At 59.4% G+C, this 18,515-nt stretch carries 10 protein-coding genes; 2 read left to right on the forward strand and 8 right to left on the reverse strand.

The genetic code is table 11. The features are described 5' to 3' along the window. From BZL41_RS06845 to BZL41_RS06875, 8 genes are all read right to left on the reverse strand, one after another. A partial coding sequence (locus tag BZL41_RS06845) for a calcium-binding protein (RefSeq protein WP_143518035.1) occupies positions 1-6,897 on the reverse strand: 6,897 nt, incomplete at its 3' end. Between the two features lie 22 nt (positions 6,898-6,919). Further along, on the reverse strand, positions 6,920-7,801 hold the full coding sequence (locus BZL41_RS27860) for a hypothetical protein (protein WP_143518036.1): 882 nt from the start codon (positions 7,799-7,801) through the stop codon (positions 6,920-6,922). An 81-nt stretch (positions 7,802-7,882) separates the two neighbouring features. Next, the gene (locus BZL41_RS29365; RefSeq protein ID WP_168190959.1) at positions 7,883-8,221 is read right to left on the reverse strand and encodes a lysozyme inhibitor LprI family protein; all 339 of its coding nucleotides are present in this window, start codon (positions 8,219-8,221) and stop codon (positions 7,883-7,885) included. Between the two features lie 1,187 nt (positions 8,222-9,408). Then, positions 9,409-10,590 carry a 2-methylaconitate cis-trans isomerase PrpF gene (gene prpF, locus BZL41_RS06855; protein ID WP_095598593.1) on the reverse strand — a complete coding sequence of 394 codons (1,182 nt, stop codon included), beginning with the start codon at positions 10,588-10,590 and terminating at the stop codon, positions 9,409-9,411. Between the two features lie 107 nt (positions 10,591-10,697). After that, a complete protein-coding gene (gene acnD, locus BZL41_RS06860; protein WP_095598594.1) occupies positions 10,698-13,286 on the reverse strand; it encodes a Fe/S-dependent 2-methylisocitrate dehydratase AcnD in 2,589 nt (862 codons plus the stop codon). Between the two features lie 77 nt (positions 13,287-13,363). Further along, positions 13,364-14,491, reverse strand: a complete 1,128-nt coding sequence (gene prpC / locus BZL41_RS06865; protein ID WP_095598595.1) for a 2-methylcitrate synthase — start codon at positions 14,489-14,491, stop codon at positions 13,364-13,366. A gap of 64 nt (positions 14,492-14,555) precedes the next feature. Further along, a complete protein-coding gene (prpB, locus tag BZL41_RS06870; RefSeq protein WP_095598596.1) occupies positions 14,556-15,443 on the reverse strand; it encodes a methylisocitrate lyase in 888 nt (295 codons plus the stop codon). Beyond that, positions 15,440-16,162, reverse strand: coding sequence for a GntR family transcriptional regulator (locus tag BZL41_RS06875; protein WP_095598597.1), 723 nt, complete (start codon positions 16,160-16,162; stop codon positions 15,440-15,442). Before BZL41_RS06875 ends, prpB begins: the two co-directional genes overlap by 4 nt. A gap of 282 nt (positions 16,163-16,444) precedes the next feature. On the opposite strand from BZL41_RS06875, the gene BZL41_RS06880 reads away from it, so the two are divergent. Both BZL41_RS06880 and BZL41_RS06885 read left to right on the forward strand, forming a co-directional pair. Then, the gene (locus tag BZL41_RS06880) at positions 16,445-16,981 is read left to right on the forward strand and encodes an ATP-dependent zinc protease (protein WP_095598598.1); all 537 of its coding nucleotides are present in this window, start codon (positions 16,445-16,447) and stop codon (positions 16,979-16,981) included. A 5-nt stretch (positions 16,982-16,986) separates the two neighbouring features. Continuing rightward, positions 16,987-18,513: an inactive transglutaminase family protein gene (locus tag BZL41_RS06885; RefSeq protein WP_095598599.1), complete on the forward strand. Its 1,527-nt coding sequence runs from the start codon at positions 16,987-16,989 to the stop codon at positions 18,511-18,513. The last annotated feature ends 2 nt before the right edge of the window (positions 18,514-18,515 follow it).

The following is an 18,515-nucleotide window of genomic DNA, read 5'->3' on the forward strand; positions in this document are numbered from 1 at the left end:
ACGGGCATCGCCACCCTTGAGCTGGTCGTTACCGTTACCGCCGTGCAGGGTATCAGCGCCGGCACCGCCATCGAGCAGGTCATTGCCATCTTCGCCACGCAGGACGTCGTTGCCGGCCAGGCCATCGATGCGATCATCCAGCGCTGTGCCGCGCAGCTCTTCGGCACTGTCCGTGCCGGTCAGGGTGTTGAGGCTGGAGGTCCCGGTGTCATCGGCCGGGGGGCGTTCCGCCATCGTTTTGAGGGTGTCGGCCGTCCAGGTGGCGCCGTCGGCGAAGCGGACCTGGTCGATCTCATGATGGATATCAACGAAGAAGCCAGTCAGTGTCAGGCTACGGCCATTGCTTTGAACATTGAGCAGAAGATCGTCGCCGACCCGGCTCACCTTCACGGCGTCGACGGCGATCCCGTCCAGGAAGCGCAGGGTGTCGATGCTGCCGGCATCGCTGTCGTTGTTGTTGATGATGAGGTCGCCGTCGCTCGGGCCGAACAGGTAGGTGTCGTTGCCCTCCTGCCCGTCCAGTACGTCTCTTGGCCCGCCGCCACCGCTCAGGGTGTCGTCGCCCAGGCCGCCGAACAGGTAGTCGATGCCCTCGCCGCCATTCAGGTCGTCATTGCCTTCGTCGCCGTAGAGGCGGTCGTTGCCCGTGCCGCCCAGCAGCCGATCATCACCGGTACCGCCCATGATGCGATCGTTTCCGGCGCCGCCATCCAGGGTGTCGTTGCCGCCATCGCCGCGCAGGATGTCGTCACCGCCCAATCCCGCAATAGCGTCATCGGTCGTATAACCTGTCAGGTCATCGATCCCTTCGCTACCGCGTATCGCTATCGCTTTGATCTCGTCCGTTAACCAGACAGTACCGTCGGCGAATTCGATGCGGTTCAGTTCGTATCGAGTCTTGTAGAAGAAGTACTCGACGGTGATCACCTCGCCCGTGCTTAGCTCTGTGAGCAGCAGATGAGCGCCGGAGCGTGTCACTCGCAGGCTATCGGGGGTGATGCCATCCATGAAACGTAGGGTGTCGATGCTGCCGTCATCGCGGTGGTTATTGTCGATAGTGGTATGCCCATCGCCCAGGGCGAACAGGTAGGTGTCGTTGCCGTCGTCGCCGGACAACCTGTCTCCCACACCCGATCCGCCGCGCAGCGTGTCGTCCCCGGCACCGCCGAAGAGGGTGTCGGTGCCTGCGCCGCCGTCGAGCATGTCGTTGCCCGATCCTCCATTGAGTTCATCGCTCCCCTCGCCGCCGAAGAGCATATCGCCCCCAGCATCTCCGAACAGGCGATCATCCCCGGCATCGGCACTCAAGTTGTCGTCACCGGCACCGCCATGGAGCGTGTCGTTGCCTGCTCCACCGGATACGGTGTCGGCGCCCGCTTCGGCATGGATGAGATCGGCACCATCCAGGCCCTGCATGACCTCATTATTGTCATAGCCATTGATTTGGTCATCGCCGCTCGTGCCGGCGACGGCTTGTATCATCAGATCGGCATAGTTCCAGTTGACGCCATCGCTGAAACGAACCTCGTCGATGCTGGTTGGCATCACATCGGGAGAACTGCCGTAATGCTGGCTCCGAATGGTAACGACATCGCCCGTACCGGCAACGTAAAGCGTCAGATCGCTACCACTACGACGAACCCGAACCTCTGTCGAGGCGATATCGGCAAACTCAATCCGGTCCGTACCTGCGTTGTCGAAGATCAGATCGCTGCCCATACCGCGGCTGAAGCGATACGTATCGTTGCCCTCTCCGCCTACCAACTCATCCAGCCCGGCACCGCCGACAAGCTCATCATGGCCTGCACCGCCATAGAGGGTATCGTTGCCAGCCCCACCAGAGACGATATCGTCACCATCACCGGCAAAGACTTGGTCGTTGCCCTCTCCAGCATCGATGACGTCAGCATCGGCATGGCCGTAGATGGCGTCGTCCTGCGCCGTACCTTCCAATGCCTTCAGCTTGATAGCTTGGTAATCCCATTCCACGCCATTGGCGAAAACGAACCGTTCCAGTGCGGTGGCGCCCGCTACCCCTGCCTGGGAGGAAAACTGGCCCAGGATGCGCAGCGCATCACCGGTTACCTGGTTGTTGACCAGCAGGTCGGCACCATCCCGGCGTAGAAGGAGGTCCTCGGGCGCCACGTCGGCAAAATGAAGACTGTCGTTGCCCGCACTGTCCAAAATGACATCGCTTCCCCAGCCTGCGGCCAGGCGATAGCGATCGTCCCCGGCCTCACCCTCCAGCCGATCATCTCCGCGCCCCCCGTCGAGCAGATCGCTGCCACCACCCGCGAATAGCCGATCATTACCGTCGCCACCCAGCAGAGTGTCGTTGCCTTCGCCGGCATATACGGTGTCATTGCCGCCACGCGCGTCGATGAGATCATCGCTGGAGTACCCCTGGATCACGTCGACGAACGCCGTCCCCTCCAAGGTCAACAGACACAGTTGCGCGGGGTCGATCAGGGTCTCCAAGCCTTCGCCGTATTGCAAACGAATACCGCTGACCGGCAGCCCGTTGCGGAAGAAGGCGCTCAAGCTCAATTGGTCGCCCGGACTGTTGAGGAAGGTGACCACCAGGCTGGTCCCATCGCGCCGGAAGACCAGTTCGTCCAGAGGCAATCCGGACACGTAGATGGTCACGACATCGTCATACGCATCGACGATCACATCCTGGCCGTCGCCCTTGGCGAACAGGTATCGGTTGGTTCCGGTGCCCCCATCGAGCCGGTCATTTCCCTTGCCTCCGGCGAGGAAATCATCACCGGCACCGCCCACGAGCGTGTCGTTGCCATCGCCTCCTTGCAGGGTATCGCGCCCGGCCCCGCCATCCAGATAGTCCGCACCGTCACCGCCAGTCAGATGGTCGTCGCCGCTTCCCCCATCCAGACGGTCATTGTCCGCGCCCCCCTCCAGCACATCGTTGCCTTCCCCGCCACGCAGCACGTCGCTGCCAGCGTCGCCGGACAGACGGTCGTCACCCACGCCACCGTCCAGGGTGTCGTTGCCCTCCCCGCCAGACAGCGTGTCGTTGCCGGCATTGCCGGACAGGCGGTCGTCTCCGGCGAGACCGGACAACGCCTCGTGAGCCGCATACCCCTCGATGACGTCGTCACCAGCCCCGGCCTGCAGAACCATCGCCTTGACGTCATCGATGGTCCAGACGGTGCCGTCCTGGAATTCGATCCGGTCGATCGCCGTTCCGTTGGCTGCCTCGCCGGTGAAATAGTCGGTCACTCGGATGCTGTCCGTGGCAGACGTCATGATCAGCAGGTCGTTGCGCTCCCGTTTGAGACTGACGGCGCTACGCTCGACGCCCTGGCCAAACAGGATACGATCCAGCTTGCCGCCACTTTCCGCTGCGTTATCGACGACGTCGGTACCGTGGCCCAAGTCGAACAGATAGGTATCGCTGCCGCGCCCTCCGATAAGCGAGTCGTTGCCGGTCCCGCCATTCAGGATGTCGTTGCCGTCGTCGCCCATCAGCACATCTTCGCCCGCATTACCGGACAATTGATCGTTGCCACCCAGTCCATGGATGCTGTCGTTGCCCTCCAAGGCATCGATGCTGTCACCCTGAGCGGAACCGAAGATCAGATCATCGCCCGACGTGATCGACGAAGCGGTGAGTATCGCGAGAATCTGCTGCTGGTTCAGGCTGCTGCCATCGGCGAAACGAATCAGTTCCACCGCACCAAAATCCAGCGTGCCGTCGAAGTCGAAGAAATTGTCGATGCGCAGTGAGCCAGCCTCACTACCATCCACGTGCTTGACCTTGATCCACACCGACGTGGTGTTGCGGGAAAACTCCAGATCGGCCGGGCCGATGCCTTGACTAAATACCACCTGATCCAGGCCGCCACGGTCGAGGATGACGTCATTACCCTGGCCGCGAGAGAAGTGATAGCTATCGCCTCCGGCCTCCCCATAGAAGCGGTCGTCGCCCTCCAGGCCATGGAAGATCGTTCCAGCGTTTACGCCATAAAGGACGTCGTTATCCGTGGTACCGATTCGGGTCGAGAAGTCGAAGAACGGGGCCAGATCGCTATTGGATGCGGCGACGGCCTGGAAGGCGGCATCGCGCTTGGCTCGGTAGCTCGGTGAATAGGTACCCAGGTCCGTCAGCACGGTGACGATGCCCCGGATACGCTCTGTCTGCCCCGAAGTGAACAAAGCTTCCAGTCGCCCCTGCAGAGCGTCCCAGTCCAAGACGATCGACTGAGCATCCGAGCCAAAATGCGAACGGATGATGGCCAGCTCGCTGGCATATTCGGTCTGCGCCAAGATCTGTGCAGCGGTGAATCGCTTGAACTCCAGGTACTCGGCGACCAGGATCGGCGCCGCCTGTCCGTGCGGGTTCGGGTCCCGCTCGCCCCAGCACCAGGTACCCAGGTAAGGACGGCCCACCAGGTTTTCCAGGGTGACCAACTGGCGGGCATCCATGACATGCCCATAGACTTTCTTCGGGTCGCGGCTATACGGATCCACATCGGCCGCACCGGCCCAGCGGTAGATGAGGTTGTCGAGCAAAGCGTCCCGGCTGGTGGTGTCAGTGGCCGACAGGTACTGGTTCAAGAGATCCTTCAGCCCCGAATCCAGCACCATCGCCTGGTGCAGGTCATGCACCTTGCCGAAACCTTTGGCGTTAGGCAGGAACACGACATCCGGCGTGAGCGCGATACTGCCGCTGTTGACCCGCCGCGCCGCATCCACCTTGAACCAGACATCCGCCGCAGTGGACGCAGTGCCGTTGCCAAGTACCACCGTCGCTACTTGCCGATGCTCATGGCCGTATGCATCGACTTGGCTGGAATTGCTGTAACCGGTGCTGATCGAAACCACACCAGCGTCAGCCAGACTCTGCAACTCGCCAACCTCGCTGATTCCATTACCGTTCAGGTCCCGCCAGACTTGCAACGAGGCGTAGGAAGCATCCTGCGCATCGACGATTCCGTCACCGTTGTCGTCATGTTCGGCCAAGGCCTGGAAGCCGTTCGCAGCCTTCTCGCCATTGCGCAGAATGCTGTTGTTGCCGAACAACTCCGCACCATCAGTGATGCGGCCATCGCCGTTCCGATCATGAACCAGCAAACCATCGTCGGGGCTCACCCAACCGGAACGCTCGCTCAGCCCGTCGCTGTCCAGGTCGAAATAGGTAACACCCACCTTGAGCGTCTCAATGCCGTCGCCGTCCAGGTCGATAACGATAGGGGAAGTGCGGCTTTCGGCGTCGTCGGTTTCTGGGGTTTCTTCTTCCTCCTCTTCTTCCTCTTCGTCGTCCAATTTCAAAAAGATGCCAAGCTTGCCATCTGTGAAATCATTGATGGTGAGACCACCATTGACTACGAGCGTTGTGCCATTGAGAACATAGGTATTACCGCCACCTTTATAGGTATTTTCCGGATCGGTTTCCTTTCTAACCCCGCCAGTTAGCAACTTATTATTCAACTGGACCCGACCGAACCCATTCGCATCGTCCTGAATTACATCTTTATCATCCACCACATAAACATCATAGCCGGCGCCACCATAAAGGTAATCGACCCCTTCGCCTCCATCCAGGTAATCAGACTCGTCGCCGCCATGAAGGGTATCAGAACCTCCTTCGCCGAATAATTGATTCTTTCCTGACTCTCCATGAAGTTCGTCGTTATCGGCTCCGCCTTTTAAAACATCCGAATCTGCACCGCCATAGATGGTGTCATTTCCTTCACCCCCATATATATAATCTTCTCCTCCGCCACCACTTATTGAGTCCGCACCTCCCATACCCCACAAATAGTCAGTATGACCACCTCCTATCAGGGTGTCGGAGCTGTCACTACCGACCATCAAATTACGAAGCAGATTATTATTTTCCGCAAAAGAAATGACCTGCAATAACTCTCCTGAGGACTTTGCCAGTTGAACCACATCAAATCCATCCCCCTCACCGGTATAAGTGCCCTTAAGCAAGTCAATGCCGGCAGACAATACAGCTGAAAAATTACTCCTAATGGTATCATTGACATTCGCCGACAGCCCGGAACTCAACCTGACTCGAAACAAATGCGAAACAGCCTCAAGAACCGGGCGAACATTATCCTCGCCAGTATCAGATGAGAATGCACCAAACATCCTTGCATTCAACTCCAGCCTTGTCACCAGCCCTCCCATGCCGGCCGCAACATTATTTATCTTATTAATAATTCGCCACCAAAACTCGGCCCGACGCGCCCCGGGAGTTGCATACCCAGAAGAAGTAAATATATTATCCGGATTGCCGAATCCAGTAAAATCCCCTCGAAATCTCATAATAATCATGGAAGCAAGCTCTGTGCTTACGGGGAACGGCTCAGCAATATCGTAATTATTATTTATTAAGCGACGAACGTCACCCATTACGGATCTCTGTTCAGAAACCCCCGCCTCGACGTTACCGAATGTTATTGCACGTAGCACAGAGTCTGCCTGCGCTTCGGTAAATGAAAGACTTGCCAATGCATCTGACTGCAACTGGGTCCACAAACCTGTTGGCGATACCTCTCCGCGCGCCATGGATGCGATATTTTCAGCAGTCCAAGGAGATGCCCCACTTTTGTATTGGCTCAACAACTCCAGCCCCTGAAGCTGCGCCTGCGACAGGTTATCTTGTCCTCCGAGCCCAAAAACAATAAGCTGACGAACTTCCGACCATGCTCCGTACCTGTCTATATCCAAGCCATATCCGATGGTTGCAGTTACTTCACCATTATCGGCAGTCACAGCATGTATCTGAGGGATAAAACTTGCATTCTCCAGATCAATTAGCGTCCATACAACCAAATCCTCAAATGAAGCAGGACTTCCACTACTCGTTTGAAAGTCACTATAGTTAGAATGAAGCTCTCCAAGTTTTTCTGTAGCAGTTGCCATGACATAGCTCCTTTGTAAAAATTTATTTTTTCCATGAAACAGGCATTAAAACACACTGCAACTGACCTGCTTTGTATTTTTCAGGGGTAAATACCAAAAGCTCTGGCGGTGCGAAAGAAGACATCGGAATAGACACCATAACGACCTTCGTTTTAAGCTGATAAAGCTCCCAATGGACACTAGTGCTTGTCCCCACATTACGCGCAGCCAAATTACCTCCAGAATGGAAAATTATACTTCTTGACTTCTCATCCCCAATAACTCTCGAGAGGGAATTCTGTTTTGTAGACTCCCATTCAAATGCAAGCCGATGCCTTGGCGACTCATTCATCAGATATGAAATCAGGTCCGACTCACTATCACACTTTTCACTTGAAGACATCCAAGTTACACAGCGCGATCTGTATGCTTCAAGAACCTTAGGAAATATATGAAGAGGAGTATCAACAATCATTAACCGCTGATAAGTCTGATTACTTACTATTCCAGTACGCCTATAGACATACTCAACCTCCCCATCCTGATCGATATCAATTTCAGCAAACTCCACTTCCTTCTCACGCCCAGTCCAAGATGGTAGTCCTCCTGAGTTTTCTAGCGCGCTGAACTCAACTCTTTCCTCGCTTTCAGAAAGCCACCCCGCAAAGTCCGCCTCAGTTCTATTCTTAGACTTATTTAAAGACATCAAGATATCATTGCAGACTTCAGAATTTACTGACCCTGCACCCTGATAGAACTTCTCCGGCCTACCATCAAGCGAGCCAAGTGCGGGGAGCAAACCTGCAGTCACTTCAACATTTTTTCTAACATCAGAATAAAACATCTCTCTTGACTGATCCGCACAAGCCTGGAAAGCCACAAGATCACCAACCCCCAAAGTAAAAGCTAGAGCTTTCGTGACCATATGTGTTCTTAAGAACTCGACTTTTAAATTACACATCAGAAAACCTCACAGAAAATTTTGGTTGCCCACCTAGCTTTCTAACTATTGCAAGCATGAGTCACACTCTAATTGGACTTTTTTGAGTTGTATAATTCGCTCATTATTTAGCTCGACCGCACACGCTTTAATTAAAAGCTGTCTTTGAGCCTCTGCATCTCGAAAAGCTCGGGCGCCTATAGACCGAACAGCGCACTCACTACTTCTGAAGGCCACCCATTTTTCTTGAACATCATCAAACAATTCAATATCCTGCTTCAGTCTCTTCCGAACACTCATTACGACGAAATCAAATTCCTTTGTTGACTGCGTATAGAAATGCTCGACACACAAATTGACTTGAACATCATCAAGATCAAAGCATTCATTTACTGCTTGCGCCACCCTGCCCAATTCTTTGCTTACATACTCAGAGGCATAAGCACTAAGCGAAAAAAACCAGAACCACAAATACTCGAAATAGTCTCATTCATTTCCTTCCTTAAAGCAAAAAGGGACAGCAAAAAAGGGGACATATTTATTCTCCAGCCATCTACATCTAGTCCATACCCGATTGTTAGCGTAACTTCGCCATTATCGGCTGCCACTGCATGAGGAAGCGGAATATAGTTGGCATTCTCAAGATCTATGAGATTCCAAATTACGCAATCCTCAAAATTCGACGGACTGCCTTGACTTGTTGAAAAATCAGAGTAGTTATCGTGTAGCTGACCTAGGGATGGTCTGAAAAAGCCAGCCCTTGAAAAATACGCCCCTGCAACCATGCGGGTTACAGAGCGGCTGCTTCGCAAATTCGGGGCTTTTTCAGAGTTTCCCTAGGCTTTCTACTGCGCCAACCATATTACATTCCCTCTAATTAAATTAATTCCATCTGCTTGGAACCGCCAAGCACTTCAACTCAACAGCACGCCCCAATTGAAAAATCAATATTTCCGGTAACGTAAACCCAGAAACAGGAAATGAGGCCAGGCGACGGCAAAAACTGAGTGCAACATCTAATGCATCCCATCGGCCATCAATCGGGAGCTGCGCGGTAATCGAGAAGCCTGCTGCAAGTTACTCGACCCACGCTGCCCAGCAGCAGGCGGCCGCCTTGGCGAATTCGTGAGTGAGCTGTTCGAGCGGAAGCTGCGACAGCATGGCCTGACAAGCCAAGAGCTGATATGGAGTTTGGGGAAAGCTGAGGGGAGCGCATCCTGCATGTACATCCGTCATCCTTCTTCAAGGAGTGCCTCGTGCGGCAACGATGCGCATTGTCCTTGGCGCCACGCGCCGCATGGCGTGCGATGGCTCACATGACGGAGACGTATGTCGAAAGGCTTACACGAATAAGAGTTTTGCTGTCGATGGCCCTACCGAACCCACGCCGGGCTCGTTCGGTGGGTGATGGGGCTCTCGGATAGAGCCATGACAAGGCTCGGCGAGCCGACGAATACTGGCCGGGCTGCATAGGCAAGGAAGCGACCAGGCTGGCGATCCAGCCAGCCTCCGCAGCTCGACCTGCACGGCCCGGCCTGCTTTCAATGCCGCAAGACCGACACGCAGCAGATCGTCTCCAAGTCCAACAGGTCCTAGAGGCTATCACCCGGCACGCGCACCCAGCCTTCCATCAGCACCCGCGCGCTGCGGCTCATGATGGCCTTGGTCACGGTCCATTCGCCGTTCACCTGACGGGCCTCGGCGCCGACGCGCAGGGTGCCCGACGGATGTCCGAAACGCACCGCACTGCGCTCGCCGCCGCCGGCGGCAAGGTTGACCAGGGTGCCGGGAATCGCCGCAGCGGTGCCAATGGCCACCGCACAGGTACCCATCATGGCGTGGTGCAACTTGCCCATGGACAGCGCGCGCACCAGCAGATCGACCTCGCCGGCCTCGATCTGCTTGCCGCTGGATGCCTTGTAGTCCTTGGGCGGCGACACGAAGGCGATCTTCGGCGTGTGCTGACGGGTGGCGGCCTCTTCCGGGCTCTTGATCAGGCCCATGCGCAGCGCACCGGCGATGCGAATCTGTTCGAAGCGCGCCAGTTGTGCGGGATCGCCATTGATGGCTTCACGCAGCTCGGTGCCCTGGTAGCCAATGTCTTCGGCGCTGACGAATACAGTCGGGATGCCGGCGCTGATCATGGTCGCCTTGAAGGTGCCGACACTGGGCACTTCGAGGTCGTCCACCAAGTTGCCGGTGGGAAACATCGAGCCTTCGCCGTCATCGGATGGATCGAGGAATTCCAGCACGATCTCCGCGGCCGGAAAGGTCACGCCATCCAGTTCGAAGTCGCCGGTTTCCTGTACCTGACCATCAGTGACCGGCACGTGGGCGATGATGGTTTTCCGGATATTGGCCTGCCAGATACGCACCGTGCAGGTGCCGTTCCGGGGGATGCGCGCCGGATCGACCAGACCGGCATGAAGGGCGAAGGCGCCGGCCGCGGTGGACAGGTTGCCGCAGTTGCCGCTCCAGTCGACGAAGGCCTTGTCGATGGAGATCTGGCCGTAGAGATAGTCCACGTCGTGATCGGGCTGGCTGCTTTTCGACAGGATCACGCATTTGGAGGTCGACGAGGTGGCGCCGCCCATGCCGTCGATATGCGCGGCGTAAGGGTCGGGGCTGCCGATCACACGCATGAACAGCCGGTCGCGCGCCTCGCCCGGCACCTGGCAGCGTTCCGGCAGGTCCTGCAGACGAAAGAACACACCCTTGCTGGTGCCACCGCGCATGTAGGTGGCGGGAATCTTGATCTGGGGTTGCTGGGCCATGATTTCGTCCTGGCTTATGAATGGATAGCCGTGGGTGGATGGCTCTTTTTCCATCCACCGCGAAAAACGCAACGGTGGACCGGCGATGCGCGATCCACCCTACGGGTTCAAACGACGGCGCCTTCGAGGAAGTCCTGGGCGAAACGCTGCAATACGCCACCCGCCTCGTAGATCGAGACCTCCTCGTCGCTGTCCAGGCGACAGGTCACGGGGACTTCCAGAGTCTCGCCACTCCGGCGATGGATCACCAGGGTCAGGTCGGTACGCGGTTTGCGTGTCCCGACCACATCGAAGGTTTCGGTACCGTCGATACCCAGCGTCTTGCGCGTGGTGCCTGGCTTGAATTCCAGCGGCAGCACACCCATGCCGATCAGGTTGGTGCGATGGATGCGCTCGAAGCCTTCGGCGACGATGGCCTCGACGCCGGCCAGGCGTACGCCCTTGGCCGCCCAGTCGCGGGACGAACCCTGGCCGTAGTCGGCGCCGGCGACGATGATCAGCGGCTGCTTGCGCTCCATGTAGGTCTCGATGGCTTCCCACATACGGGTGACCTTGCCCTCAGGCTCGATGCGCGCCAGCGAGCCCTTCTTGACCTGGCCATCGACCACCGCCATCTCGTTGATCAGTTGCGGATTGGCGAAGGTGGCTCGCTGGGCGGTCAGGTGATCGCCGCGGTGGGTGGCGTAGGAGTTGAAGTCTTCCTCCGGCAGGCCCATCTTCGCCAGGTACTCGCCCGCCGCGCTGTTGGCCAGGATCGCGTTGGACGGCGACAGGTGGTCGGTGGTGATGTTGTCGCCGAGCACCGCCAACGGACGCATGCCGCGCAGCGTGCGCTCGCCGGCCAGTGCGCCCTCCCAATAGGGCGGACGGCGGATGTAGGTGCTCATCGGACGCCAGTCGTACAACGGGCTGACCTGCGCGGCGGTCTCACGGCTGAGGTCGAACATCGGAATGTAGACCTGGCGGAACTGCTCAGGCTTCACCGAGGAACGGACCACGGCATCGATCTCTTCGTCCGACGGCCAGATGTCCTTCAGGCGAATTTCCTTGCCGTCGACCGTGCCCAGCACATCCTTCTCGATGTCGAAGCGGATGGTGCCGGCGATGGCATAGGCCACGACCAGCGGTGGCGAAGCCAGGAATGCCTGTTTGGCGTAGGGATGGATACGTCCGTCGAAGTTGCGGTTACCGGACAGCACGGCGGTGGCGTACAGGTCGCGGTCGATGATTTCCTGCTGAATCTTCGGGTCCAGCGCGCCGGACATGCCGTTGCAGGTGGTGCAAGCGAAGGCCACCACGCCGAAGCCCAGCTTCTCCAGCTCCTGCTCCAGTCCGGCCTCTTGCAGGTAAAGCTTCACCGCCTTGGAGCCGGGCGCCAGGGATGACTTCACCCAGGGCTTGCGAACCAGGCCGAGCCGGTTGGCATTGCGGGCAAGCAGGCCCGCCGCGATCACGTTGCGCGGGTTGCTGGTATTCGTGCAACTGGTGATGGCGGCGATGATCACCGCGCCATCCGGCATCTGCCCGGGCACCTCCTCCCAGTGGCCGGCGATGCCCTTGGCGGCGAGGTCGGTGGTCGCCACCCGTGCATGCGGGTTGGACGGCCCGGCCATATTGCGCACCACACTGGACAGATCGAACGTCAGCGACCGCTCGTACTGGGCGCTCTCCAGGCTGTCGGCCCACAGCCCGGTTTCCTTGGCGTAGGTCTCGACCAGTTGCACCTGGGCGTCGTCGCGGCCGGTGAGCTTCAGGTAGCCGATGGTCTGCCGGTCGATGAAGAACATCGCGGCCGTGGCGCCGTATTCGGGGGCCATGTTGGAGATGGTCGCACGGTCGCCCAGGGTCAGGGCCGCGGCTCCCTCGCCACGGAACTCCAAGTAGGCACCCACCACTTTTTCCTTGCGCAGGAATTCGGTCAGCGCCAGCACCACGTCGGTGGCGGTGATGCCCGGCTGCGGCTTGCCGGTCAGCTCGACGCCGACGATGTCGGGCAGGCGCATCCAGGAGGCGCGCCCCAGCATCACGTTCTCGGCTTCGAGACCGCCGACGCCGATGGCGATCACACCCAGCGCATCGACGTGAGGGGTGTGGCTGTCGGTACCGACGCAGGTATCAGGGAAAGCCACGCCGTCGCGCACCTGGATTACCGGCGACATCTTCTCCAGGTTGATCTGGTGCATGATCCCGTTGCCCGGCGGGATCACTTCGACGTTCTGGAACGCCCGCTTGGTCCACTCGATGAAATGGAAACGGTCCTCGTTGCGCCGATCCTCGATGGCGCGGTTCTTGGCGAACGCATCGGGATCGAAGCCGCCGCACTCCACTGCCAGCGAGTGGTCGACGATCAGTTGCACCGGCACCACCGGATTGACCTTGGCCGGATCGCCGCCCTGGTCGGCGATGGCATCGCGCAGACCGGCCAGGTCCACCAGCGCGGTCTGGCCGAGGATGTCGTGGCACACCACACGGGCCGGGAACCAGGGGAAGTCCAGGTCGCGACGGCGCTCGATGAGCTGCTTCAGCGAGTCGGCGAGGGCCGCCGGGTCGCAGCGACGCACGAGGTTTTCCGCCAGTACGCGCGAAGTGTACGGCAAGGTGGCGTAGGCGCCGGGCTGGATCGCTTCGACCGCGGCACGCGCGTCGAAGTAGTCCAGCGAAGTGCCCGGCAAGGGTTTGCGGTATGCGGTGTTCATGGTCTCGGACTCGGTCGGCTACTCATCGGGGGCAAGTCCGGGGAGCGGCCACGGCCGCCGGCTCCCCGGGCTTTCACTCAGCGTTTTTCCACGGGCACGAACGACCGTTGCTCGACGCCGGTGTATTCCGCGCTGGGGCGGATAATGCGGTTGTTGGCACGCTGTTCGAACACGTGGGCAGTCCAGCCCGCTACCCGCGAACAGACGAAGATCGGGGTGAACAGCTTGGTCGGGATGCCCATGAAGTGATACGCCGAGGCGTGGTAGAAGTCGGCGTTGGGGAACAGTTTCTTCTGCTCCCACATGGTCTTGTCGATGGCTTCGGACACCGGATACAGCATGGTGTCGCCCACTTCGTCGGCGAGCTTCTTCGACCAGCCCTTGATCACCTCGTTGCGCGGGTCGGACTCCTTATAGATGGCATGGCCGAAGCCCATGATCTTGTCCTTGCGCTCGAGCATCTTGAGCAGTTCCGCCACTGCCTCTTCCGGCGACTTGAAGCGCTCGATCAACTCCATTGCCGCCTCGTTGGCACCGCCATGCAGCGGGCCACGCAGCGAGCCGATGGCAGCGGTGACGCAGGAGAAGATGTCGGACAGCGTCGAGGCGCAGACCCGCGCGGTGAATGTGGACGCGTTGAACTCATGCTCGGCATAGAGGATCAGCGAAACGTTCATCACCTTCACGTGCAGCTCGGACGGCTTCTTGCCGTGCAGCAACGCGAGGAAATGTCCGCCGATGGATTCTTCGGCGGAGGTGCAGTCGATGCGCACGCCCTCATGGGTGAAGCGATACCAGTAGCACATGATCGCCGGGAAGATGCCCAGCAGGCGGTCGGCCTTGTCGCGCTGCTGTTCGAAGCCGGTTTCCGGCTCCAGCGTACCCAGTACCGACGCGCCGGTGCGCATCACGTCCATCGGATGGGCATCCTTCGGGATGCGCTCCAACACTTCCTTCAGCGCCCGGGGCAGATCGCGCAGTCCCTGCAACTTCTTGCGGTAGGCATCGAGTTGTGCCTGGTTCGGCAGCTCGCCATACAACAGCAGGTAGGCGACCTCCTCGAAGCAGGCCCCGGCAGCCAGCTCGCGTACGTCATAACCGCGGTAGGTCAGCCCGGCGCCGGTCTTGCCCACGGTGCAGAGTTCAGTCTGGCCGGCTACCTGACCACGCAGGCCGGCCCCGCTCAATACTTTTGCTTCAGCCATTGCTCTCTCCTTCTTGAACATGTTCTGGATGCTGCAATTTCGACCGGCCACGCCGGCCGGCGGGTCAGCTCTTCTTCTGGGCGAACAGGGCGTCCAGTTTCTGCTCGAAGCTGTGGTAGTCGATGCGCTCGTACAGCTCCATGCGGGTCTGCATGGTGTCGATCACGTTGCGCTGGGTGCCGTCGCGGCGGATCGCGGTATAGACGTTCTCCGCCGCCTTGTTCATGGCGCGGAACGCCGACAGCGGATAGAGCACCAGGGATACGTCCACGCTGGCCAGCTCCTCGGTGGTGTACAGCGGCGTGGCACCGAACTCCGTGATGTTGGCCAGGATCGGCGCTTTCACCCGGTCGGCGAAGGTCTTGTACATGGCCAACTCGGTGATGGCCTCGGGGAAGATCATGTCCGCCCCCGCCTCGATGCAGGCTTCCGCGCGGTCCAGGGCAGCGTTGAGCCCTTCCACGGCCAGTGCGTCGGTGCGCGCCATGATCACGAAGCTGTCATCGGTGCGCGCATCCACCGCCGCCTTGATCCGGTCGACCATTTCCTGCTGGGTGACGATTTCCTTGTTTGGCCGGTGGCCGCAACGCTTGGCACCTACCTGGTCCTCGATATGGATGGCGGCGGCGCCGAACTTGATCATCGAGCGGACGGTACGCGCCACGTTGAACGCCGAGGCGCCGAAGCCGGTGTCGACATCCACCAGCAGAGGCAGGTCGCAGATGTCGGTGATGCGGCGAACATCGGTCAGCACGTCGTCCAGGCCGGTGATGCCGAGATCCGGCAAGCCCAGTGAACCGGCCGCGACGCCGCCGCCGGACAGATAGATCGCCTTGAAGCCGGCGCGCTTGGCCAGCAGCGCATGGTTGGCATTGATCGCGCCGACCACTTGCAGCGGATGTTCGCTGGCGACGGCATCGCGAAAGCGCTGCCCGGCAGATGCTTGACTCATGACTCACCTCGTTTTGTGGCTGTCTTGTCCGAAGCGTCCTGGAAATGACGCTCGATGTTGCGCTTGGACGCGCCGATGTGGCGGCGCATCAGCAGCTCGGCCAGTTCGCCGTCACGGTCGGCGATGGCATCGAGAATGCGGTGGTGTTCGGCGAACGCCTGGCGCGGCCGGTTCGGCGTGGCGGAGAACTGGATGCGGTACATCCGCACCAGTTGATACAACTCGTCGCACAAGAGCTTGGCCAGGGTACGGTTGCCGCTGCCCTGGATGATCCGGTAGTGGAAATCGAAATCGCCTTCCTGCTGGTAGTAGCCGACACCGGCCTGGAACGCCGCATCGCGCTCGTGGGTCTCCAGCACCCGGCGCAGTTCGTCGATCTCCGCCTGACTCATGCGCTCGGCCGCCAGCCGGCAGGCCATGCCCTCCAGGGACTCGCGGATTTCGTAGAGTTCGATCAGCTCGGCATGGCTGAGCGAAACCACCCGGGCGCCCACATGAGGCACTCGCACCAGCAGGCGCTGCCCTTCCAGACGATGGATCGCCTCGCGCAGGGGGCCCCGGCTGATGCCGTAGGTACGCGCCAGCTCGGGCTCGGAAATCTTGCTGCCCGGCGCGATCTCACCTTTCACGATCGCCGCCTGGATACGCCGGAACACGTGTTCGGAAAGCGTGCCGGAGTCTTCCGGGGCGACAGGGGCGGATTCAAGGACGTCTTGCATATTGTCGACAACCAGGCGCTCGTTTCGGCAAAAAACTACCTCCAGACAGGTTACCTGTCAAACAAACCTAGACTATTGTCGACAATCGCACTCATAACCAAAAAATCACATCGCCTCGGTAATTACCTAAAAATGCCTATAAGTGCAGTGGCGACGAAAGGACCGCATGTTAGAATGCCGGCCGCATTGCGCCCGATCGGAGCCCGCTCGCCCGGCTCGCGGGAGTTACCCGTGCCCAGCCGATCCACCGAACGACGATCGCGATACATCAAACAAGGATCTATGAGACTCAAGCCTTACGCCCTGCTGTCCTGCCTGCCTCTCGTGACCGGCCAGAGTCTCGCCGCCGAGAAGACCATCTATGGTCTGAACGAATACGCCCAGTTGACCGACATCGACGTGGAAATCGCCGCGAAACTGGACACCGGCGCCAAGACCGCGTCCCTGAGCGCACGCGATATCGAACGCTTCAAGCGCGATGGGGAAACCTGGGTACGTTTCTATCTCGGTGTCGACGATGCCCACGAGCATCCCATCGAGCGGCCGCTGGCCCGCATCAGCAAAATCAAGCGCCGCGCCGGCGACTATGATCCCGAGGAAGAAAAGACCTACACCGCGCGCCCGGTGATCGAGATGGAAATCTGCATGGGCAGGACGCTACGCAACATCGAAGTGAACTTGACCGACCGGAGCGCCTTCCAATACCCGCTTCTGATCGGCTCCGAGGCACTCAAGCGCTTTGGGGCGCTGGTCGACCCGAGCCTAAAATATGCAGCCGGCAAGCCCGACTGTACTTCCGACGCAAACTCCGCTGAGTAATACACATGCGCTCTCTCAACCTGCATCTGAAAGTCCTGATCACCTTGCTGGTGACCCTTGGCGTTCTGATCACGGCCTATCAGATCTTCATCCTCGGTATCCCGGTGACGGAAGACGAAACCGACGATCTCTGGAACATCGACGCCAAGGTCGAGTTCCAGGCCAACCCTCGCGAGCCGGTCAAGGTGCAGATGTTCGTCCCGCCGCTGAACCAGGACTACGTCAGCCTTAACGAGAGCTTCATCTCCAACAACTACGGCGTCAGCGTCAACCGGGTCGACGGCAACCGCCGGGTGACCTGGTCGGCCCGCCGCGCCAGCGGCAAGCAGACCCTCTACTACCGCCTGGTGCTGACCAAGCGCTACAGCGGCGAGCAGGCGAAGCCCAAGGGCCCGATCTTCCGTGACAGCATCCCCGTCGAAGGCGCGGAAAAGATCGCGGCGGAAGCGCTGCTGGCACCCATCCGCCAGCACTCGGCCGACGTGGAGACTTTCATCGGCGAAACCATCAAGCGGGTCAACAACGTCAACGACGACAACGTGAAGCTGCTGATGGCCGGCGATGCCTCGACGCCGAACAAGGCCCGCATCATCGAGCTGCTGCTATCCATCGCCCACGTGCCGATGGAGCGCGTCCACACCATCCGCCTGATCGGCGACCAGCCGCAGAGCCCCGAGCTCTGGCTGCGTAGCTTCAATGGCGACAAGTGGCTGTACTTCAACCCCGAAACCGGGGAGCAAGGCATGCCTGCGGACCGTCTGATGTGGTGGATCGGCGACGACCCGCTGGTGGCCGTCGAGGGCGGCAAGCAGGCCCAGGTCAGCTTCACCCTGAACAACAGCGAGATGAATGCCATCCGCCTGGCCAAGCTGACCGACGAAAATACCGACGTCGACTTTCTCGAATACTCGCTGTACGGCCTGCCGCTCTCCACCCAGCAGACCTACCAGATCATGATCATGATCCCGATCGGCGTGCTGGTGATCCTGGTGCTGCGCAACCTGATCGGCATCCAGACCCTCGGCACCTTCACCCCGGTGCTGATCGCCCTCGCCTTCCGAGAGACCCAGCTCGGCTTCGGTATCGTGCTGTTCACCCTGATCACCGCCCTAGGCCTGTCGCTGCGCTCGTATCTCGAGCACCTGAAGCTGCAGATGCTGCCGCGACTCTCGGTGGTGCTGACCTTCGTGGTCGTACTCATCGCCGTGATCAGCCTGCTCAGCCACAAGCTGGGTCTGGAGCGCGGCCTGTCCGTGGCGCTGTTCCCGATGGTGATCCTGACCATGACCATCGAACGCCTGTCGATCACCTGGGAGGAACGCGGTGGCGGCCATGCGATGAAGGTCGGCGTGGGCACCATCATTGCCGCCTCCCTGGCGCACGTGTTGATGAACGTGCCGGAACTGACCTACTTCGTCTTCACCTTTCCGGCTGTGCTGCTGGTGCTGGTGGGCTTCATGCTGGCGATGGGTCGCTACCGCGGCTACCGCCTGACGGAGCTGTTCCGCTTCAAAGCCTTTCTCAAGGACTAAGC

It is taken from the genome of Pseudomonas sp. PIC25 (genome assembly GCF_002286785.1).
GTDB lineage: Bacteria > Pseudomonadota > Gammaproteobacteria > Pseudomonadales > Pseudomonadaceae > Pseudomonas_M.